This window comes from Streptomyces sp. CBMA123, from assembly GCF_014596465.1.
In the GTDB taxonomy this organism is placed as follows: Bacteria; Actinomycetota; Actinomycetes; order Streptomycetales; family Streptomycetaceae; genus Kitasatospora.
Genome location: NZ_MECK01000077.1, coordinates 1 through 19,214 on the forward strand (window position 1 = coordinate 1; position 19,214 = coordinate 19,214).

Consider the following 19,214-nt stretch of genomic DNA (forward strand, 5'->3'; position numbering starts at 1 on the left):
GCGCCCGGCAGCGGGTCCGGGCCCGCGCCGAGGGTCTGGCCGGCGCCCAGGGTCTGGCCCGGGCCGGGGCCCGCTCCGGAGGTCTGGCCCGCACCCGGCGAGGCCGGGTCGGAGCCGACCGGGCGGGCGGCCGGTCCAGGCTGTGCCGGGAGCGGTTCGGGGGTCGGCTGGACCGGGTCCAGGGCGGTGCGCCCCGAGGAGTCGCTCAGCTTGATCAGCAGGGCGATCATCAGCCAGTTCGCCAGCAGCGAGGAGCCACCGGCCGCCAGGAACGGCAGCGCCTTGCCGGTCAGCGGCACCAGCCCGCTCACCCCGCCCACCACCACGAACACCTGCAGCGCGAGCGCCGCCGACAGCCCGGTGGCCAGCAGCTTGCCGAACGGGTCGGTCAGGCCGATCGCGGTGCGCAGGCCGCGCTGGATCAGCAGCACGTACACCAGCAGGACCGCCGTCACCCCGGCCAGGCCCAGCTCCTCGCCGATGGTGGTGAAGATGAAGTCGCTGCGCCCGGCGAAGCCGATCAGCCACGGCCGGCCCGAGCCCAGGCCCGTCCCGGTCATGTGCCCGGTGCCGAGGCTGAACAGCGCCTCGGCGGGCTGTTCGGAGATCGCCTTGTCGCTCACCGGCGGGTAGTAGTTCAGCGGGTGCAGCCAGGCCTCGACGCGCCCGTGCACGTGCGGTTCCACGGTGCCGACCACGGCCGCGCCGCCGACCGCCATCAGCAGGCCCAGCACCACCCAGCTGGTGCGCTCGGTCGCCACGTACAGCATCACGATGAAGACGCCGAAGAAGATCAGCGAGGTGCCGAGGTCGCGCTCGAAGATCAGCACCATCAGGCTGACCACCCAGATCGCCAGCACCGGCCCGGCGTGCCGGCCGCGCGGCAGGGTCATCCCCCAGACCTTCCGCCCGGCCAGCGCCAGGGCGTCCCGGGAGGCCATCAGATAGCCCGCGAAGAAGATCGTGATCGCGACCTTCACGAACTCGTCCGGCTCGAAGGACGGCAGCCCCGGCAGCTTGATCCAGCGCTTGGCGCCGAAGCTGTCGGTCGGCGAGAACACCGGCGCGGCCAGCAGGACCAGCGCGCCCGCCATCATCACGTAGACGTACCGCTGGAAGAAGCGGTGGTGCTTGACGAAGACGATCAGCGCGAGCGCCGCCGCCACCGATATGAACACCCACATCAGCTGCGACGGCGCGGCCGGGAGCTTCTGGTAGTCGCCCTTGGCGGCGTGCGCGGCCTTGTAGCTGAAGTCCAGCCGGTCCAGCAGCATCAGGCCGAAGCCGGTCAGGAACACGCCCAGCGGCAGGATCAGCGGGTCCGCGAACGGCGCGAACCGGCGCACCGCCAGGTGCGCCACCACGACCAGCGCCCCGAGGGACAGGCCGTGGACGAGCAGCCCGGGCGGCAGCTTGTCGGTCAGCGCCAGCGAGGCGTCGATGTGTCCGGCCAGACAGACGGCCACCGCGAGCGCCAGCAGGCCCAGCTCGATGTTGCGGTGGCGCGCGGCCAGCCGGCGGCCCTCGCCGCGTGCAGAGCTTTGCACCTCTTGTCGTCCCCTTGTTCATCACCCACGTGGCCGGTATCGCCGACGGTGCATCCTGCCAGACGAACCTCACCCCGCGCCGGTTGCGCCTCCGGGCCCGGCAAGGGCAGAACTTTGCCTTGGTAAAGCTTTGTTGGGCTCAGGTAAAGCTTTGGTCAGGGCGGGGTATAGAGGTGGGCCCCGGCTGCGGCGGGGCGGGTCGGGAGGGCCATCATGGCCGGGCGCCGCGGCCCCTGCCCGGCGACTCCCGGCGCCTCCCCGGCGACGGCCGGGTGGCGGGTGCGGGAGAGGCGGGCGGACGGATGAACGGCGCGGCGGGCGGCGCGGCCCAGGCACTCGGCCACGACGGTGCGGTCCGGATGCTCGGCCACGACGGTGCGGTCCAGACGCTCGCCTACGGCGGACCGCCCGCGTGGCAGTGGTCCGACCTGGCCACCTCCTGGACCCTCGAACCGCTGGTGCTCGCCCTGTCGGTGCTGCTCGGCGCCTGGTACCTGACCGCGGTGCGCACCGTGAACCGCGGCGACGGCGGCCGCTGGCAGCCCACCCGTACCGCGGCCTTCCTCGGCGGGCTGCTGCTCTGGATCTGGTGCACCTGCTCCGGCCTCGGGGTGTACGAGCGGATCCTCTTCACCGACCGGGCCGTGCAGGTCGTGCTGCTGCTCATGGTCGTCCCGCTGTTGCTCGCGCTCGGCGCCCCCGTCTCGCTGCTGGCCGAGTCCTCGCCGGAGCGCCGGCGGGAACGGATCCTGCGGGCGCTGCGCAGCCGGCCGTCCAAGGTGCTGATGTTCCCGGCGGTCTCCACGGCACTGCTGATGGCGCCGCCGTGGCTCCTCTACTTCACGCCCTGGTACGAGTGGTCGCTCTCCAGCGGCGTCGGGAACGTGGTGCTGCACCTGGCGCTGGTGCTGCTCGGCCTCGCCTACTTCTGGCCGCGGCTGCAGCTCGACCCCGTCGGGCACGAGTACCCGCACCTGGTCGGGCTGTTCATCACCTTCGCCGAGGTGATCTTCGACGCGGGGCTGGGGATCGTGCTGATCTACGGCGGCCACCTCGTCGCCGAGCACTACTACGTGGCGCTCGGGCGGCCCTGGGGGCCGAGCCTGGCCCAGGACCAGACCTGGGGCGGCAACGCCTTCTGGGTGCTGGGGGACCTCGTCGGGCTGCCGTTCGTGGCCGCGCTGGTGCGGCGGATGGTGGTGCAGGGGCGCGAGGAGATCAAGGCCGTGGACGCCGAGCTGGACGCCCGCTTCGAGGCGCAGGCCGCGCAGGCGAGGGAGGCCGGACTGCCGGAGGAAGAGGAGACCGGCATGCGGCCGTGGTGGCTGGACGATCCGAACCTGAAGCACCGGTACGGGGGCTAGGCGCTTCCTCGTCGGCTCTCCGCCGGTTCCTCGGCCGGCTCTTCGGCGGCTCTTCGCTGGCTCTTCGGCGGCCGGTCCAACTTTGGCCCCTGGCGGCCCTGTTGCGGCCCTGCTACGGCCCTTCGGAGCGCATTTCCGCAGGTCAAAAACAGGTTGGCAGCGATCGACTGCCCCACTAGCGTGTGACACATCAGGTTCGGGAGCCATTGGGCCGCCCGAGGAGTAGAGAGCAGGAGGTGAACCCCCGTGGTCGTTGTCGCCCCGATAGCTGCCCTGGGCAGCACGCGCGTTCACCTCCTCTTCCCGGCCGCCGGCTGAGCCCTTCGCGCCAGCCGTAGCCCGCCGGGATCATCTCCTCCCGAAGGGCCACTGCGTTGTTCAACGCTGCCTCCGTTCCGTCGTTCTCCTCCCCCCTCGCCACCGAGAGCTCCCCGCTGGCCCGCTACGGCTGGACGCCCGAGCTCCATGAACGCTTCGCCCCGCTCGCCGAAGCCGGGCTGCTCCCGGCCCGGATCGTCCGAGTCGACCGCGGCCAGTGCGACGCCGTCCTGGCCGACCCGGAAACGGGCGGGCTGCGCACCGTCCGGCTCGACACCCGGCCGGTGGGCGACGCCGACATGATCAACTGCCCGTGCACGGGCGACTGGGCAGCCGTCGACCTGCACGCCCTGCCGATGGCCGCTGTCTCCGCGTTGCTGCCGCGCTCCACCGCGATCATCCGCAAGGTGGCCGGCAAGCGCTCCGACGGTCAGGTGCTGGCCGCCAACGTCGACACCGTCCTGATCACCGCCTCGCTCGCGGTCGATCCCGACCTCGGGCGGATCGAGCGCTTCCTCGCCCTGGCCTGGGAGTCCGGTGCCGAACCGCTGGTCGTCCTCACCAAGGCCGACCTGGTCCACGACGCCGACTTCATCCGGGCCGACGTCGAAGCCGTCGCGCCGGGCGTCACCGTACTGGTGGTCAGCGCCGAGACCGGCGAGGGCATCGACGTGCTCCGCGCCTGCGCTCCCGGCACCACCGTGCTGATCGGCCAGTCCGGTGTGGGCAAGTCCACTCTCACCAACGCGCTGGTCGGTGCCGACGTGATGACCGTCCAGGAGGCCCGCGAGGTCGACCAGAAGGGGCGCCACACCACGACCACCCGCGAACTCATACCGCTGCCCGGTGGTGGCGTGCTGATCGACACCCCCGGGCTGCGTGAGGTCGGCCTCTACGGTGGTGAGGGCGTGGACCTGGCCTTCGCGGACATCGCCGAGCTGGCCGAGAACTGCCGCTTCCACGACTGCAACCACCACACCGAACCCGGCTGCGCGGTCCGGGCGGCGCTGGAGGACGGCACCCTGCCGCAGCGCCGGATGGACAGCTACCTCAAGCTCCAGCGCGAGAGCGAATGGATCGCCTCGCGCACGGACGCCCGGGTCGCCAAGGCCCGGCTGAACAAGTGGAAGGCGATCACCAAGTCGATGCGTGCTGCGGGAGGTCCGGTGAAGCGCTGAGCCGGCTTTGGGGCCGGGCCTGGTCGGGCCCGGGGCCTGGCCCCCTGGTCCGACAGCTGAGCCTCGACCCGGCGCGGCCGGGCGTGACCACCCGCACTGACCGGTCGGCCGGCGGCCGGCCAGTGCGGGGCGAGGCAGGGCGAGGCGTGGCAACGCTGGGCAGGGCATGGCGAGGCGGGGGTGGTGCGGGGATCGGTCCGGGACGCCGGGGCCTGCGCGGCCAGGCCGGCTAGCCGCGTAGGTGCGGTGGGCACGGTGCGTGTGGTGGGCAGGGTGGGCGGGGCGGAGGGTGGGCTGGGCGCGGAGGTGGTGGCGGCGGAGGGTGGGCGGGGGGAGGGGGAGGGAGGGCCCCGGGAGTCAAGTCCGTAACTGCGACGACTTCCCGAGCCGCAGTCTCCGTCGCCGCTCCGGCACCGCCGGAGCGGCGACGGAGAAACCCCCAGAGCGGCCCCCCGACGGCGATGTCCGATTCCCGCCAGTCACCCCCCGCCCAGTGCCGCAAACTGGACAGCGTGATCGACGACGACATCCGGTACCGAGCCGTGGACAGCCGAGACGCCCGCTTCGACGGCGTCTTCTTCACGGCCGTCACCTCCACCGGCATCTACTGCCGGCCGAGCTGCCCCGCCGTGACCCCCAAGCGCGTCAACTGCCGCTTCTACCCGAGCGCCGCTGCCGCCCAGGGCGCGGGCTTCCGCGCCTGTCGCCGCTGCCGCCCGGACTCGGTGCCCGGCTCCCCGGAGTGGAACCACCGCGCCGACCTGGTCGGCCGCGCGATGCGCCTGATCGGCGACGGCGTGGTGGACCGCGAGGGCGTTGCGGGCCTGGCCGACCGGCTCGGCTACAGCGCCCGGCAGCTGCAGCGCCAGCTCACCGCCGAGCTCGGGGCCGGCCCGATCGCGCTGGCCCGCGCCCGCCGTGCCCAGACCGCCCGGCTGCTCCTGCAGACCACCGAGCTGCCCGTCACCGACATCGCGTTCGCGGCCGGCTTCGCCTCCGTCCGCCAGTTCAACGACACCGTCCGCGAGGTCTACGACCGCACTCCCAGCGGCCTGCGCGCCGAGGTGACGGCCGGCCGCCGCATCGCGACCCCGGCCGGCGGCCTCACGCTGCGCCTGGCCTACCGGGGTGCGTTCGACAGCGACCACCTGATCGACTTCCTGGAACTGCGCGCCGTCCCCGGCGTGGAGGAGGTCGTGCCCGGCGCGCGCCCCGGCGTGCGCACCTACCGGCGCACCCTCGCGCTCCCGTACGGGCACGGCATCGCCGAGGTCGACGGCCTGGCGCCGGAGGACCGGCGCACCCGCGGCTGGCTCGACTGCCGTCTGCTGCTCGCCGACCTGCGCGACCTGCCCACCGCCGTCCAGCGCCTGCGCGTCCTGTTCGACCTGGACGCCGACCCGGACACGGTGGACGAGCAGCTCGGCGCCGACCCGGTGCTCGGCCCGCTGGTCCGCGAGCGCCCCGGTCTGCGCTCGCCCGGACACGTGGAGCCGCACGAGCTCGCCGTCCGCGCCGTGCTCGGCCAGCAGATCACCGTCGGCGCCGCCCGTACCCTGGCGGGCCGGCTCGCCGAGAAGTACGGCACCGCGCTGCCCGAGCCGAGCGGCGGCCTGCGCTTGCTCTTCCCCACGGCAGCGGCCCTGGCCACCGCCGACCCGGAGGACTTCGCGATGCCCGCGGCCCGTCGCCGTGCGCTCACCGGCCTGTGCGCCGCGCTGGCGGAGGGCGTGGTGCGTCTGGACGGCGGTGTCGACCGGGAGGAGGCCGCCGCCCGGCTGCTGGACCTGCCCGGCATCGGCCCCTGGACGGTCGGCTACCTGCGGATGCGCGCCCTCGCCGACCCCGACGTCTTCCTCCCGAGCGACCTGGGCGTCAAGCACGGCCTGCTCCGGCTCGGCGCCCCCGGGGACCCGAAGGCCGCCGCCCGCGCCGCCGAGGCCTGGGCCCCGTGGCGTTCCTACGCCGTCCACCGGCTGTGGGCCGGCCCCGTCCCGAGCAACGGCACCACGAGCACCACCACCAGCACCAGCATCACCACCAGCACCACCCCCTGCACCGGAACGGAGAACGACCCGGCATGAGCACCACCGTCTACACCACCATGGAGAGCCCCTTCGGTCGCCTGCTGCTCAGCGGCGTGCTGCCCGAGGACGGCGGTCCGGCGGCGCTGGCCACCGTCACCGCGCCCGGGCAGAAGTACGCGCTGGCCGAGCCCGCCGACGACTGGGAGTTCGACCCCGACGCCCTCGCCGAGCCGGTCGCCCAGCTGACCGCCTACTTCGCCGGGGAGCGCACCACCTTCGACCTCCCGCTCGCCCCCGAGGGCACCGAGTTCCGCCGCCGGATCTGGGCCGCGCTGGACGAGGTCCCGTACGGCACGACCGTCACGTACGGCCGACTCGCCGAGTTGGCCGGGCAGGCGCCGCGGATGGTCCGGGCGGTCGGCGGTGCGGTGGGCGCCAACCCGCTGCTGATCGTCCGCCCCTGCCACCGGGTGCTCGGCGCCAACGGTTCGCTCACCGGCTTCGCCGCGGGCGTGGACCGCAAGCGCCGACTGCTGGAGCTGGAGAGCGGCACCCTCTTCTGAACGCTGAACGCTGAACGCTGAACGCTGAACGCTGAACGCTGAACGCTGAACGCCGAACGCTCCCTGCTGACCTGCGCGCCCCCGGAGGCGCTCAACTCCGAAGGTCGACCCGCCAGTTGTTGCTGCGCATGGGCCGTCCGGGCGGGAACTCGAACGCCGTCTCGCCGAGCAGCGTGAACCCGGCCTTCGCGCACACCGCGTTGGAGGCGGGGTTGTCCACCGAGGGGAAGGCGTGCAGGAAGCGGTGCGCGGCCTCGCGCCGGGCGGCCGCGACGGCGGCCCGGGTGGCGGTGGCCGCGATGCCCCGCCCCTGGTGCCCGGGCAGGACGTTCCACCCCATCTCGTGCACGGTCTCACCGTCCCAGGTGCGGGTGCCGTAGCCGACCGTGCCGACGGCCTCGCCCTCGGGCAGCAGCACGATCCGGTACATGCAGCCCAGTCCGGACGGGACGAAGTCCAGGTAGCGCGCGTGCCGGACGAGCAGCTGCTCCTCCGTCTCCGGCCCGCCGACGTGCGTCTTCATCTCAGGGGTGTTCACCCGGCGCAGCAGCGCCAGGTCGGCGTCCGTCCAGGGTTCGATCCGTACCTCGGTGCTGGTCATGCGGGGGACGGTAGTGCCCGTGGCGCTCCGGTGGCCACTGGTTTCATCCGGCGGCGGGCCCCTCGGGGCCGGTTCCCGGCTGGGCGAGGGCGCGGGCGAGCTGTTCCAGCGCGGGCAGTGCGTGGACGACGGCGTCGCGGTCGGCGGGGTCGAGGGTGCGCAGGGCGCTGGCGATCCGGCGTTCATGCGCGTGCTGCCAGTCGTCGAGCTGGCGCCGTCCGGCGGCGGTGAGTGCGATCCGGGCGGTGCGCCGGTCGCCGGGGTCGGCCTGGCGGTCGACGAATCCGGCTTCGAGCAGTTTGCCGACCAGCCCGCTGACGGTGTTGGGGGCGAGGCGCTGGCGGGCGGCGAGTTCGCCGACCCGCAGCGGGGCGGCGGCGAGCGTCTGGAGGAGTTCGACCTGCGCCATCGGCAGGGACTCCCACGGGTAGTCGGTGCGGATGCTGCTGCGCAGGGCGCGGCGCAGCCGGGTGACCGTGTCGGTCAGCCGCCGGGCGTGCTCGACCGCCGGGTCGGGGCTTTCGGTGGCGGGGTCGGGAACGTGTGGTGACGACGGCATGGCGGACAGCGTATCGCCTGGTACGGGGCGTTCTCGGGGTGCCGTCCGCTCCTCGGACGCGGGGTGGACGCACCGCGAGATCTTTCGTATCGCAGGGCGAGCAACTCGTAGAAAGAACATATCTGCATCCGATATATTTGGCATATGAACGCCACCGCCCTTGCCACGCGCCTGCTCACCGAGCGCCCCCGGCCCCGCGGCATAGCCGGCTGGCGCCACGCCCACTGGCTGGCCGTCGGCACCGTCTGTCTCGGCGCCTTCCTCGGCCAGCTCGACGCCAGCGTCATCGCCCTGGTCTTCCCCGCCCTCGGCCGCCACTTCGACGCGGGCTTCGCCGCCGTCGAATGGGTCGCCCTCGCCTACCTGCTCGTCCTGGTCGCCCTGCTGGCCCCGATCGGCTGGCTGTCCGACCTGGTCGGCCGCAAGACCATGTACATCGGCGGCTTCGCGGTCTTCGGCCTCTCCTCCCTCGGCGCCGGATTCGCCGGCAGCCTGTGGATCCTGGTCGGCTGCCGGGCCGTGCAGGCCGTCGGCGCCGCGATGATGCAGGCCAACAGCGTCGCCCTGGTCGCCCGCGGCGTCCCGGAGCACGCGATGCGGCGCGCGCTCGGCATCCAGGCCGCCGCCCAGGGCCTCGGGCTGGCGCTCGGGCCGAGCCTGGGCGGGCTGCTGGTGGAACACGCCTCGTGGCAGTGGGTGTTCTGGGTCAACGTGCCGATCGCGGTGTTCGGCATCGTGGCCGGCTGGTACCTGCTGCCCCGCACCCGGACCCGCGCATCGGTCGCCGTCCCCGAGCCGCGCGCCCGTGAGCCCCGCACCCGTGAGCCGCGCACCCGTGAGCCGCGCGAGCCGCGGGCCGGCGATTCGCGCGAGCCCCGCTTCGACCTGCCCGGCATGCTGCTGCTCACCGGCGCGACCACCGCGCTGCTGCTCGCCCTGTCCACCGCCTCCGGCCTGCCGCTGCCCGGCTGGGCCGTGGCCGTGCTGCTGCCGGCCGCCGCCCTCCTCGCCCTGGCCCTGGTGCGCCAGGAGCGGCGGGCGGCCCGGCCGATCCTGGCGCCCGGGCTGGTCAACACCCCGGGCGTGCGGTCCGGGCTGGTGGTCGCGCTGATCGGCTACCTGCTGCTGTTCTGCCCGCTGGTGCTGGGCCCGGTGCTGCTCACCGGCGCGGGCGTGTCCACGGCCGCCGCCGGACTGGTGGTCACCCTGCTGCCCGCCGCGTTCGCGGTCGCCGCGACGGTCGGCGGCGCACTGCTGCCCCGGGGCTGGTCGGACGTCACCAGGTGCCGCTTCGGCTCCGGTCTCGCCGCCGTCGGGCTGCTGCTGTTCGCGGTGCTGCCGGTCTCCGGCGCGGCGGTGGCGGCGCCGCTGCTGGTCGCCGGGTACGGGCTGGGCCTGCTGCTGCCGGCCAACAACGCCCTGGTGATGCGGGCGATCCCGGCCGAGTGCTCGGCGGTCGGCGGCGGCATGGTGAACATGGCGCGCAGCCTGGGCACCGCGCTCGGCATGGCGCTGTCCGTCCTCGGTGTCCACCTGGCGGGCGCGGCGTCCGGTGGGCGGACGGTGCTGGTCGCCCTCGCGGCGGTCGCGGTGGCGGCCGCCGCCCTGACCCGCCCGGCCGTGCCCCGACCGGGGCCCGGCCCGGTGGAAGGCCTCAGGACGAGCTGACGTTCAGCGCGTCCTGGGCCCGGTTCAGGCCGAGCCGCACCAGCGTCTCCAGGGCGTCCGCGCAGCGGTCCGACACCCCCGGCATCGCGGCCAGTTCCTCGTCCGAGAACTTCTTCAGCACGTAGTCGCCGACGCTCTGCCCCTTCGGCGGGCGACCGATGCCGAAGCGCAGCCGGACGAAGTCCCGGGTGCCGAGCACCTCGCCCACCGAGCGCACCCCGTTGTGCCCGCCCGGTCCGCCGCCGCGCTTCAACTTGCCGACGCCGTAAGCGAAGTCCAGGTCGTCCTGGACGACCACCAGGTGCTCCACCGGTACCCCGTACCGGCGCAGCAGGGCCGCCACCGGGCGGCCGGACAGGTTGATGAACCACTGCGGCTTGGCCAGCAGCACCCGCCGGCCGTCCAGCTCGATCTCCGCGACCACGGCGCCGATCCCGCGTCGGCGGAACCGGGCGCCGTGCCGCTCGGCCAGCCGGTCCACGGTCAGGAAGCCCGCGTTGTGCCGGGTCAGCCGGAACCAGGGGCCGGGGTTGCCCAGTCCGGCGATCAGCCAGGGCGTGTCGGTGGTCATCCGGGTACTCCAGGAGTGGGGAACGGCGGACGGCCGGAGCGCTGCGGGCAGGTTGCGGAACCGCCCTCGCGCCCCGGCCGTCCGGGGAACAGCAGGTGTCAGGAGGCGGGGACGCCGGGGGCGGCGCCGCGCTCCTTGAGCATGTCGGTCATCAGCTGCAGTTCGGAGGTCTGGGCGACCACCATCGACTGGGCGAGCCGCTTCTCGATGTCGTTCTTCGCCATGTCGACGTACCCCTGGGCCATCTCGACGCCACCCTTGTGGTGCTCGATCATCAGCTGCAGGTAGTACACCTCGGCGTCCCGGCCGCTGAGCGTACGCAGCTTCGCCATCTGGGTGTTGGTCGCCATGCCGGGCATCAGCGAGCCGTCGTGGGCCTGGTAGTCGTGGCCCATCCTCATCCACGCCATCGGCGTGGCCGGCGAGTGCTGCGACAGCCCCCACTGGTCGAGCCAGCCCATCATCATGCCGCGCTGGTTGGCCTGGGTGTTGATGATGTCGAAGGCGAGGGTGCGGGTCGGCTCGTCGGAGGTGCGGTCCCGGACGATGAACGACAGGTCCACCGCCTGCTGGTGGTGGGTCGCCATGTCGCGCGCGAACCCGGCCTCGGGGGAGTCGTCCGCCGGAACGGCCAGCGAGGACGAGCCGGTGGCCGACGTCCCGCCGGCCACCAGGGCCGGAACGCCGAGCGCCAGCGCCACCGCGGCGGCCAGCGCCGCCGGCCACCACAGCCGTCGGCGGCCGGGACGGGCGGCGGCCGCCTCCTGCGACTGCTCGGGGTCCGTCTCGGTGAAGTCCTCGGTGACGTGCTCGGCGGCCCGCTCGGCGTCGTCCTTCGCGCGGTCCTTCGCGAGCTTCTCGGGGCGGGGCCCGGCGGCGGTCACATGTCCCCCATGGTGCAGGAGGCGCCCGGCTCCTGGGTCTGCTTGCCCTGGACGTACTTGGTGAAGAACTCGTTGACCCGCGGGTCGCTGGCGCTGTCCACGATCAGCTGGGTGCTCCAGGCGTTCAGGGTGATGGTGCCCTGCTCGTCCGGGTACGGGCTCATCAGCGAGTACGGGGTGGTCTTGACCTTGTCGGAGAGCGTCTTGATGTCGTCCGCCGTGGCCTTGCCGTTGTACGTCACCCAGACCGCGCCGTGCTCCAGCGAGTGGACGGCGCGCTCGTTCTCGACCGGCTTGTCGTAGACGTGGCCCATGCAGTCCAGCCAGACCGCGTTGTGGTCGCCGCCGACCGGCGGGGTCATCGGGTAGTTGACCTTGTTGGTGACGTGGGTGCGGCTCAGGTCGCCGAAGGTCTTCACGCCCGGGATGTCCGCGTTGGCGGCGGCCGCGCGGTCCTTCTTCTTCTGGTTCTGGTCCATGACGATCCAGGTGCCGGTGGCGATCGCGCCGACCACCAGCACACCGGCGGCCACCGAGGCCACGATCTTGTTGCGGCGGTCGCGGCGCTGCTCGGCGGCGCGCAGCTCGGCGATCCGGGTGCGGCGGTCGACGCCGCCCTTGCTGCCGGGCTTGTTGGACTGCTTGGAGGCGGAACCCATGATGGTTGTCCTTGTCCCCGCCGCGCACGGATGTGGCAGCGGTCGGCTGAGGTGGGGGGAGGTGCGGACCCGCCGACGGAACGTCGGCGGTGGGTTCCGCTCAGGACCGGTGGACCTGGAGTTCGTGCAGATCCGGCGCCGGGCGCGGACCGTCCAGCAGACCTGCGGGCACCACCCGCGGCAGCGCCTCCGGCGCCGGGGCGGCGAGCGGTGACACGACGGGCTGCGGGTGCGGCGGCGGATTCGGGAGCTGGGCGTCCTGCGGGCAGAACGGGTGGCTGGAACAGCCGTTGTTGCGCGGCGGCTGGCCGTCGGCGGTGCACAGGATCCAGTGGTCCTGCTGCTCCACGAGCCGGTGCTGGTGATCGGACACCCCGACGGTGTCACGGGCGTTCGGGGTCAGGACAGCGGCCTGCGCCGCGCTGACCACCGACACGGCGCTCACCGGGGCCGCGGGCGGGCGGACGGGAGTGTCCGCCTTCGCCAGACCCGAACACGGCAGCGCGCTCAGCAGGGCGACCAGCAGCAGGACCAACAGCGCACCCGCCGGGCGGCCCGCCGGTGCGGCCCTCCCCGGTCGGGGCGAGCTTGGGGCCGACGCGGTCATGCGCACATTTAATCAGCCGAACGGGTGAAGCGATGCCCCTCCTCGGCCCTCATTTTTGGTCCCCAACACCCCGTAATGACCAGGAAACGCCCTGCTCGGGGCACATCCGGCAAGCACGGACGGAACGGAAACCGACCCGGCGGCGACGCCCCCGCCGCCCCACCACCCCGCCGGCGGCGAACCGGCAGGTGAGCGCGGTGGCCGGGATGATCCGATCGGTGACCGGTTGTCGCCGAAACCCGGACAGCGTCGTTGCACTTGGAGACAATGACGCCAGTCCGGCCCCGCCGGGGGCGGCGCGACCACGGACCGACCAGGAGCCGCCAGATGAGCACGCAGGGTGCACCCGCACAGCCGCCCCGGCCCGACGACGGCTGGTGGGACACCGTCTACGACGGCCCGGCGGGCACCCTCCTCGACACCCCGCACGCCGACTCCGGCGACGGCAGCGTCGACGACTGGTTCGACACCGCCGCCGGGCTCATCGGGGCACAGCGCGTGGCACCACCGGAACCGGTCACGGAGCCGGTGACGGAGCCGATCGCGGACGTGGCCGCCTGCCCCGCGGAGGTGCGGGACAGCATCGACGACTGGTTCGACGACGCGCTCGGTGTGATCGAGGGCACCGGCGGCATCGGACACCAGCGCACCTCCACCGAGACCCTCACCAACGAGACCGAGCCCGAGCCCGGCCCCGATCCTGAGCCTGCGCCTGAACTCGCTCACGCGCCGGAGCCCGAGGTGCCGGCCACGCCGGTCTCCCTGGAGAAGCCCGCCCCGCCGCCGGCCCCCGAGCCTCCGGCCGCCGTCGAACCCGAACCCGAACCCGCTCCCGAACCGGCTCCCGAAGCGGCTTCCGAACCGGAACCGGAACCGGAACCCGAAGCGGCTCCCGAGCCGGAACCGGAACCCGAAGCGGCTTCCGAACCGGAACCGGAACCCACCCCCGAACCCCCGGCCGCCGCCAAGGAACCCACCGCCGAACCCGAGCCCGACCACGCGCCGCAGCCCGACCCGGAACCCGCCGCCGTCCCCGTCCCCGACCCCCGCCTGGCCATCCGCACCCCGCTCGCCGGCAACCCTCCCGCCGTCCCCCACGTCGGCGGGCGCCCGCCGACCTACGGGCCGGAGCCGACGGCCGTACCGGAGGCGGACCCGGACTCGCTCGACACGGTCGTGCCGGACACCGCCCTGGAAGGCGCCCAGTACGGGACGACCGTGCTGCGCGCCGTCTCCGTCCGCGGCGACTCCGCCCGCTACCGGGGCGAGCCGCGCCGAGACAGCCTGCTGGTCACCAGGTTCGGCGACGGCCCCGACGGGCTGCTGCTCGCCGTCCTGGCCGGCCATGACCGCACCGGCGCCGCCGAGGACGAGTCGCTCACCTCGCAGGCCGTCGCCGCGGCCACCGGTGAGGCCTGCCGCCAGCTCGCCGCCGCCATCGGCCGCAGCCGGACCGGCCTCGCCGCCGACTTGCGCGACGGTGCCCGAGACCGGTTGCGCTACGGCCTCCAGCGCCTGGCCACGGGTGCCGCCGCCCCGCTGCGCGCGCTGGCCTCCCGGGCCGAGGGGGACGGCACCCCGTCCCCGGCCTCGCTGCACTGCCTGCTGGTGTCACTCGACCCGGCGGCGGGCTACCGCGCCGCCTTCGGCGTCGGCCCCGGCGGGCTCTATCTGCTGCGCTCCGGCCACTGGATCGACGCCTACGCGGCCCGGCTGCTCCACCACCCGGACGGCCAGCCCCCCGTCCCGGAAGCCCCCGCACCCGAACTGCGCCCGTTCCGCTTCCGTCTCGTCCCCGCCACCCCGGGCGACATCCTGCTGCTCTGCACCCCCGGCCTGTCCCGCCCGATCGCCGACGAACCCGCCGTCGCCCACTTCCTCTCCTCCCACTGGGCCCACCCCCACCCCCCGGGCACCGTCGACTTCCTCCGCCAGGTCCAAGTCCGCGCCAAGGGCTACGCCGACGACCGCACCGCCGCCGCCATCTGGACCGAATAGAAGCGCCGCCCCCAGCGCCCGAGCCACCGTCCAGCGCCCGAGTCACCGCCCAGGCCCGAGCCACCGCTCAGCCCCAGCCATCGGCGCCGCACCCCGCCCCCGGGGCTCGCCCTCGCAACCCCGCCCGACCGGCACGGCCTTCGCACCGGACGTCGGCCCGTCCGACTTCCGGCGCGCGCGAGCCCACCGGCGGGAGCTGCTCAGGTGCGCAGGAGGACGGTGGCGACGGTGGTGGCGTGGGTGAGGGCGGTGGGAGGCAGGGTGTCGGGAAGGCCGATGGCGAGGGGGACGGCGAGGCCGTCGAGGAGGGCGCGCAGTTGGGTGGCGCGGTCGGCGGCGGGGCCGGGGGTGAAGTGGCCGGTGATGGCGCCCTGTTCGATGAGGGTGACCAGGTCGGCCTGCCAGGGGGCTTCGATCTCCTGCTGGCCCTGGCGGAGTTCGGCGCTGGCGGGGGAGCGGCCCCAGACTTCGACCCAGAGGATCCAGCGCGGGTCGCCGGGGCCTTCGGGCAGGTAGAGCCGCAGGTAGGCGTCGAGGCGTTGCCAGGGGTCCAGGGCGGGGTCGGCGAGGGCCTGGCGGCGGCGGGTGCCGAGTTGGTCCTCGCTCCAGCGGAGGGTTTCCAGCAGCAGCTGGTCCTTGCTGCCGAAGTAGTAGAGGAGGTGTCCGGCGCTCATCTGGAGCTGTTTGCCGAGCCCGGCCATGGTGAGTCTGGCGAGGCCGTGTTCGGCGATGGCAGCCCGGGCGGTGGCGTAGACCTCCTCGCGGGGGCGCGCCGGGCGGCGCGGGCGGGGGTCGGCCATGGCGGGGCTGCTTCCTGGGAGGAGAGGGGGAGGACCGAAGGGTACCGGGGTGGGGGCGCGGGCCCCCACCCCGGGGCGGTCAGGCCGTGGGCTGCTGCTGGGTGATGCAGTGGATGCCGCCGCCGTTGGCGAAGATCTCGCGGGCGTCGACGAGTTCGACGGTGCGGCCGGGGTAGGCCTTGGCGAGGGTGTCGGCGGCTTCCTGGTCGCGCGGGTCGTCGAAGGCGCACAGGACGACGGCGCCGTTGGCCACGTAGTGGTTGATGTAGGAGTAGTCGACGGGCTCGCCGTCCTCGTCGAACAGGACGGTGGGGGCGGGCAGTTCGATGACCTCGAGCTGTCGGCCACGGGCGTCGGTGGCGGTACGCAGGATGGCGACGAGTTCCTGGCAGACGGCGTGGTCGGGGTGGGCGGGGTCGGGCTGGACGTGGGCGACGACGACGCCGGGGCGGACGAAGGAGGCGACGATGTCGATGTGGCCGCGGGTGCCGAACTCGTCGTAGTCGCGGGTGAGTCCGCGTGGCAGCCAGATGGCCTTGGTGGTGCCGAGGTGGGCGTGCAGTTCGGCTTCGACGTCCTCCTTGGTCCAGTCGGCGTTGCGGCCCTCGCCGAGCTGGACGGTCTCGGTGACGAGCACGGTGCCCTCGCCGTCGACGTGGATGCCGCCGCCCTCGTTGATCAGCCGGGAGGCGAAGCGCTGGGCGCCGGTCAGTTCGCTGAGGTGTTCGGCGATGTGCTGGTCCTTGTCCCAGCGGGCCCAGGACTGGGCGCCCCAGCCGTTGAAGATCCAGTCGGCTGCGGCGAGCGAGCCCTTGCCGTCGATCAGGAAGGACGGGCCGATGTCGCGCATCCAGGCGTCGTCCAGGGGGCGTTCGACGATCTCGACGGCCTCGGTGACGTACCTGCGGGCGTCGGCGGTCTCGCCGGTGTTGACGACCAGCGTGACCGGTTCGTACCGGACGATGGTGTTGGCGACGGCGGCCCAGGCCTGGCGGCCGGCGTGCAGGTTCTCGGGGGTGTCGAAGGTGGGGTTGGCGGTGGGGAAGGCCATCCAGGTGCGGTCGTGGGGGTGCCACTCGGCGGGCATCCGGTAGCCGAGCGCGGCGGGCGTGGGGGTGGTCATCGTCGAGTCCCAGGGGTCAGGGGTCAGGGGGCAGGGGTGTAGGGGGCAGGGGTCAGAGGAAGTAGAGGCGGCTGAGCGAGACGCTGTCGGCGGGTTCGGAGCGCAGTGCTGCGCCGTCGAGGGAGACCAGGCCGGTCTCGGTGACCTCGACCCGGCCGATTCGGGCGTTGCGGACCATGTCGCGCGGCCCGATGCCGCGGGTGCCGCGGACGCCGACGCGGCGGCGGCGGGTGGGGAGTCCGTCGGCGGGGCGGTCGAGGGAGCCGGCGTCGGCGGCGGCCTGGGCGACGAAGGCGACCGAGATGTCGGCGGCGGTGGCGCCGTGGGCGCCGAACTGCGGTCCGAGGACGAGGGGTTCGCAGCGGTCGGTGGAGGCGTTGGGGTCGCCGACGACGCCGTACGCGGGGAAGCCGGACTTGAGGACGAGCTGCGGTTTGGCGCCGAAGTGGTCGGGGCGCCAGAGCACGATGTCGGCGAGTTTGCCGATCTCGATCGAGCCGACCTCGTGCGAGAGTCCGTGGGCGATGGCCGGGTTGACGGTGAGTTTGGCGATGTAGCGCAGGACGCGCTCGTTGTCGTCGCCGTGTTCGGTGGTCCCGTAGGAGCCGGTGCCGTCGAGCGGGCCGAGTTCGGCCTTCATCTTGCCGGCCAGGGCGAAGGTGCGGCGGACGGTCTCGCCGGCCCGGCCCATGCCCTGGGCGTCGGAGGAGGTGATGCCGATGACGCCGAGGTCGTGCAGGACGCCCTCGGCGCCCATGGTGCCGGCCCGGATGCGGTCGCGGGCCATGGCGGCGTCGCCGGGCAGGTCGACCTTGAGGCCGTGCGCGGAGACGATCATGCCGAAGTGTTCGCCGAGGGCGTCGCGGCCGAACGGCAGGGTGGGGTTGGTGGAGGAGCCGATGACGTTCGGCACGCCGGCCATCTTGAGCACGTTGGGGACGTGTCCGCCGCCGCAGCCCTCGATGTGGAAGGCGTGGATGGTGCGGCCTTCGAGCACCTTCAGAGTGTCCTCGACCGACAGGCATTCGTTCAACCCGTCGGTGTGGAGGGCGACTTGGACGTCGTACTCCTCGGCGACGCGCAGCGCGGTGTCCAGCGCGCGGGTGTGGGCGCCCATGTCCTCGTGCACCTTGAAGCCGGAGGCGCCGCCCTCGGCCAGGGCCTCGATCAGCGGGGCCGGGTCGGAGGAGGAACCCCGGCCGAGGAAGCCGATGTTGACGGGCCAGGCGTCGAAGGCGTTGAAGGCGTGGCGCAGCGCCCAGGGGGAGTTGACGCCGACGCCCCAGACCGGGCCGAACTCCTGGCCGATGACGGTGGTGACGCCGGAGGCGAGCGAGGCCTCCATGATCCGCGGCGACAGCAGGTGGACGTGGGTGTCGATGGCCCCGGCGGTGGCGATCAGGCCCTCGCCGGAGACGATCGTGGTGCCGGTGCCGACGACCACGTCGACGCCGTCCAGGGTGTCCGGGTTGCCGGCCCGCCCGATCGAGGCGATCCGGCCGCCGATCAGGCCGATGGACGTCTTGCGGATGCCCTGGATGGCGTCGATGACCAGGACGTTGCTGATCACGACGTCGCAGGTGTCGCGGACGGCGGCGGGCTTGAGGTGGAGGCCGTCGCGGGCGGTCTTGCCGAAGCCGGCCAGGAACTCGTCGCCGGGGGCCTGGGAGTCGGACTCGACGCGGACGATCAGTCCGCTGTCGCCGAGCCGGATCCGGTCGCCGGCCCGGGGGCCGTGCACGGAGATGTAGTCGTGCGGGGAGATACGGCTCATGAGGGCACCTCCGTGTCGTCGAAGCCGGTCAGGTAGCCGGTGGCGCGGGCCTTGGCGAGGGCGGCCTCCTTGGCGCCGGGGGCGTCCAGGGGGCCGTCCACGAGTCCGGCGAAGCCGATGGCGACCCGTTCGCCGCCGATCGGGACGAGGCCGACCTCGACGGTGGCGCCCGGGTCGAAGCGCACCGAGGAGCCGGCCGGGACGGCGAGGTGGGTGCCGTAGGCGGCGGCGCGGTCGAAGGCCAGGCGCGGGTTGACCTCGAAGAAGTGGAAGTGCGAGGTGACCGAGATCGGCACCTGGGAGGTGTTGTGGACGGGGATGACCAGGGTCTCCTCGACCGGGTCGTAGCCGGCGCCGTCGCCGATCAGCGCGCCGCCGGGGGCTTCGTCGCCGAGTGAGCCGGCGCCCTTGAAGGGGTCGTCGACGACGGCGAGGCGGGTGCCGTCCTCGAAGACGGCCTCGACCTGGACGACGGTGACCACGTCGGGCACGCCGGGCAGCACGTCGTCGGCGGTCAGGACGGAGCGGCCGGCCTCGATGGCCTCGGCCAGCCGGCGGCCGTCGCGGGCGGCCTCGCAGACGGTGTCCGCGATCAGGGCGGTCGCCTCGGGGATGTTGAGGCGTACGCCCCGGGCGCGGCGGGCGCGGGCCAGTTCGGCTGCTGTGAAGATCAGCAGCCGGTCCCGCTCGGTGGGGGTCAGTCGCACGGTTCCTCGCTCGCGGTCGCCGGGGAGGGGGCCGGCTCGGGGCCGGTGGCTTCCGGGTGATGTTAGAACGGCGTTCAAACATCTCGGGTCATTGAACCCGCACCGGGGCGCCGTGTCCAGCGTTGCCGCTGCGCGGGGGTTCGGCCCCCCGGGCGGGCGACGGGGGTGAGGGCGTCGCCCGGCGGCGTGCGGGGGCGGCGGCGCGCGGGGGGGGTGCGGGGGGGGGGGGGCGGGGGCCGGGGACAGGGGCGGGACCGGAGGGGGGG

Annotated in this window: 17 protein-coding genes; 6 read left to right on the top strand and 11 right to left on the bottom strand. The window is 73.7% G+C overall.

All coding sequences use genetic code 11. The annotated features are described in order from the left end of the window. Positions 1-1,547 (bottom strand): FtsW/RodA/SpoVE family cell cycle protein (locus BG452_RS11630; protein WP_317620998.1); only part of this gene is annotated, 1,547 nt, incomplete at its 3' end. A gap of 302 nt (positions 1,548-1,849) precedes the next feature. Between BG452_RS11630 and BG452_RS11635 the strand changes: the two genes are divergently transcribed. The 4 genes from BG452_RS11635 (at position 1,850) to BG452_RS11650 (ending at position 6,997) form a co-directional block, all read left to right on the top strand. Further along, entirely contained in the window at positions 1,850-2,911 is a 1,062-nt protein-coding gene (locus BG452_RS11635; protein ID WP_188304168.1) for a cytochrome c oxidase assembly protein, read from the top strand. A 374-nt stretch (positions 2,912-3,285) separates the two neighbouring features. Further along, the gene (gene rsgA / locus BG452_RS11640) at positions 3,286-4,407 is read left to right on the top strand and encodes a ribosome small subunit-dependent GTPase A (protein ID WP_188304169.1); all 1,122 of its coding nucleotides are present in this window, start codon (positions 3,286-3,288) and stop codon (positions 4,405-4,407) included. Between the two features lie 461 nt (positions 4,408-4,868). Beyond that, positions 4,869-6,491 carry a DNA-3-methyladenine glycosylase 2 family protein gene (locus tag BG452_RS11645; protein WP_188304170.1) on the top strand — a complete coding sequence of 541 codons (1,623 nt, stop codon included), beginning with the start codon at positions 4,869-4,871 and terminating at the stop codon, positions 6,489-6,491. Beyond that, positions 6,488-6,997: a methylated-DNA--[protein]-cysteine S-methyltransferase gene (locus tag BG452_RS11650; RefSeq protein WP_188304171.1), complete on the top strand. Its 510-nt coding sequence runs from the start codon at positions 6,488-6,490 to the stop codon at positions 6,995-6,997. The genes BG452_RS11645 and BG452_RS11650 overlap by 4 nt, the downstream gene beginning before the upstream one ends. A 91-nt stretch (positions 6,998-7,088) precedes the next feature. Here BG452_RS11650 and BG452_RS11655 read toward each other — a convergent pair whose 3' ends face one another. Together BG452_RS11655 and BG452_RS11660 are read right to left on the bottom strand one after the other, a co-directional pair. Then, the gene (locus BG452_RS11655; RefSeq protein WP_188304172.1) at positions 7,089-7,598 is read right to left on the bottom strand and encodes a GNAT family N-acetyltransferase; all 510 of its coding nucleotides are present in this window, start codon (positions 7,596-7,598) and stop codon (positions 7,089-7,091) included. A 43-nt stretch (positions 7,599-7,641) separates the two neighbouring features. Then, positions 7,642-8,157, bottom strand: coding sequence for a MarR family winged helix-turn-helix transcriptional regulator (locus BG452_RS11660; protein ID WP_188304173.1), 516 nt, complete (start codon positions 8,155-8,157; stop codon positions 7,642-7,644). A gap of 144 nt (positions 8,158-8,301) precedes the next feature. Here BG452_RS11660 and BG452_RS11665 point away from each other — a divergent pair, with 144 nt between their 5' ends. Further along, a complete protein-coding gene (locus BG452_RS11665) occupies positions 8,302-9,825 on the top strand; it encodes an MFS transporter (RefSeq protein ID WP_188304174.1) in 1,524 nt (507 codons plus the stop codon). On the opposite strand, the gene pth is transcribed toward BG452_RS11665, so the two are convergent. From pth to BG452_RS11685, 4 genes are all read right to left on the bottom strand, one after another. After that, positions 9,812-10,396: an aminoacyl-tRNA hydrolase gene (gene pth / locus BG452_RS11670; protein ID WP_188304175.1), complete on the bottom strand. Its 585-nt coding sequence runs from the start codon at positions 10,394-10,396 to the stop codon at positions 9,812-9,814. The two genes, BG452_RS11665 and pth, sit on opposite strands and share 14 nt — an antisense overlap. 98 nt (positions 10,397-10,494) lie before the next feature. Beyond that, complete coding sequence (locus BG452_RS11675) at positions 10,495-11,127, bottom strand: DUF305 domain-containing protein (RefSeq protein WP_188304184.1); 633 nt, start codon at positions 11,125-11,127, stop codon at positions 10,495-10,497. Between the two features lie 149 nt (positions 11,128-11,276). Then, a complete protein-coding gene (locus BG452_RS11680; RefSeq protein WP_188304176.1) occupies positions 11,277-11,939 on the bottom strand; it encodes a DUF3105 domain-containing protein in 663 nt (220 codons plus the stop codon). A gap of 100 nt (positions 11,940-12,039) precedes the next feature. Continuing rightward, positions 12,040-12,546, bottom strand: a complete 507-nt coding sequence (locus BG452_RS11685) for a hypothetical protein (protein WP_188304177.1) — start codon at positions 12,544-12,546, stop codon at positions 12,040-12,042. A gap of 327 nt (positions 12,547-12,873) precedes the next feature. On the opposite strand from BG452_RS11685, the gene BG452_RS11690 reads away from it, so the two are divergent. Continuing rightward, positions 12,874-14,544: a protein phosphatase 2C domain-containing protein gene (locus tag BG452_RS11690; protein ID WP_188304178.1), complete on the top strand. Its 1,671-nt coding sequence runs from the start codon at positions 12,874-12,876 to the stop codon at positions 14,542-14,544. 200 nt (positions 14,545-14,744) lie between these two features. Here the strand turns inward: BG452_RS11690 and BG452_RS11695 are convergent, their stop codons facing one another. The 4 genes from BG452_RS11695 to BG452_RS11710 all read right to left on the bottom strand — a co-directional run bounded on the left by BG452_RS11695 (position 14,745) and on the right by BG452_RS11710 (position 18,948). Next, positions 14,745-15,344 carry a TetR/AcrR family transcriptional regulator gene (locus BG452_RS11695; protein ID WP_188304179.1) on the bottom strand — a complete coding sequence of 200 codons (600 nt, stop codon included), beginning with the start codon at positions 15,342-15,344 and terminating at the stop codon, positions 14,745-14,747. 79 nt (positions 15,345-15,423) lie between these two features. Then, a complete protein-coding gene (locus tag BG452_RS11700) occupies positions 15,424-16,467 on the bottom strand; it encodes an agmatine/peptidylarginine deiminase (protein WP_188304180.1) in 1,044 nt (347 codons plus the stop codon). A 52-nt stretch (positions 16,468-16,519) separates the two neighbouring features. Further along, complete coding sequence (locus BG452_RS11705; RefSeq protein WP_188304181.1) at positions 16,520-18,241, bottom strand: urease subunit alpha; 1,722 nt, start codon at positions 18,239-18,241, stop codon at positions 16,520-16,522. Further along, positions 18,238-18,948: an urease subunit gamma gene (locus BG452_RS11710; protein WP_188304182.1), complete on the bottom strand. Its 711-nt coding sequence runs from the start codon at positions 18,946-18,948 to the stop codon at positions 18,238-18,240. Before BG452_RS11710 ends, BG452_RS11705 begins: the two co-directional genes overlap by 4 nt. Positions 18,949-19,214 lie beyond the last annotated feature (266 nt).

Coding starts and splice junctions, on each gene's coding strand:
- BG452_RS11635 (WP_188304168.1), top strand. CDS start 1,850: ATGAACGGCGCGGCGGGCGGCGCGGCCCAGGCACTCGGCCACGACGGT.
- BG452_RS11645 (WP_188304170.1), top strand. CDS start 4,869: ATGTCCGATTCCCGCCAGTCACCCCCCGCCCAGTGCCGCAAACTGGAC.
- BG452_RS11650 (WP_188304171.1), top strand. CDS start 6,488: ATGAGCACCACCGTCTACACCACCATGGAGAGCCCCTTCGGTCGCCTG.
- BG452_RS11655 (WP_188304172.1), bottom strand. CDS start 7,598: ATGACCAGCACCGAGGTACGGATCGAACCCTGGACGGACGCCGACCTG.
- BG452_RS11660 (WP_188304173.1), bottom strand. CDS start 8,157: ATGCCGTCGTCACCACACGTTCCCGACCCCGCCACCGAAAGCCCCGAC.
- BG452_RS11665 (WP_188304174.1), top strand. CDS start 8,302: ATGAACGCCACCGCCCTTGCCACGCGCCTGCTCACCGAGCGCCCCCGG.
- pth (WP_188304175.1), bottom strand. CDS start 10,396: ATGACCACCGACACGCCCTGGCTGATCGCCGGACTGGGCAACCCCGGC.
- BG452_RS11680 (WP_188304176.1), bottom strand. CDS start 11,939: ATGGGTTCCGCCTCCAAGCAGTCCAACAAGCCCGGCAGCAAGGGCGGC.
- BG452_RS11685 (WP_188304177.1), bottom strand. CDS start 12,546: ATGACCGCGTCGGCCCCAAGCTCGCCCCGACCGGGGAGGGCCGCACCG.
- BG452_RS11690 (WP_188304178.1), top strand. CDS start 12,874: ATGAGCACGCAGGGTGCACCCGCACAGCCGCCCCGGCCCGACGACGGC.
- BG452_RS11695 (WP_188304179.1), bottom strand. CDS start 15,344: ATGGCCGACCCCCGCCCGCGCCGCCCGGCGCGCCCCCGCGAGGAGGTC.
- BG452_RS11700 (WP_188304180.1), bottom strand. CDS start 16,467: ATGACCACCCCCACGCCCGCCGCGCTCGGCTACCGGATGCCCGCCGAG.
- BG452_RS11705 (WP_188304181.1), bottom strand. CDS start 18,241: ATGAGCCGTATCTCCCCGCACGACTACATCTCCGTGCACGGCCCCCGG.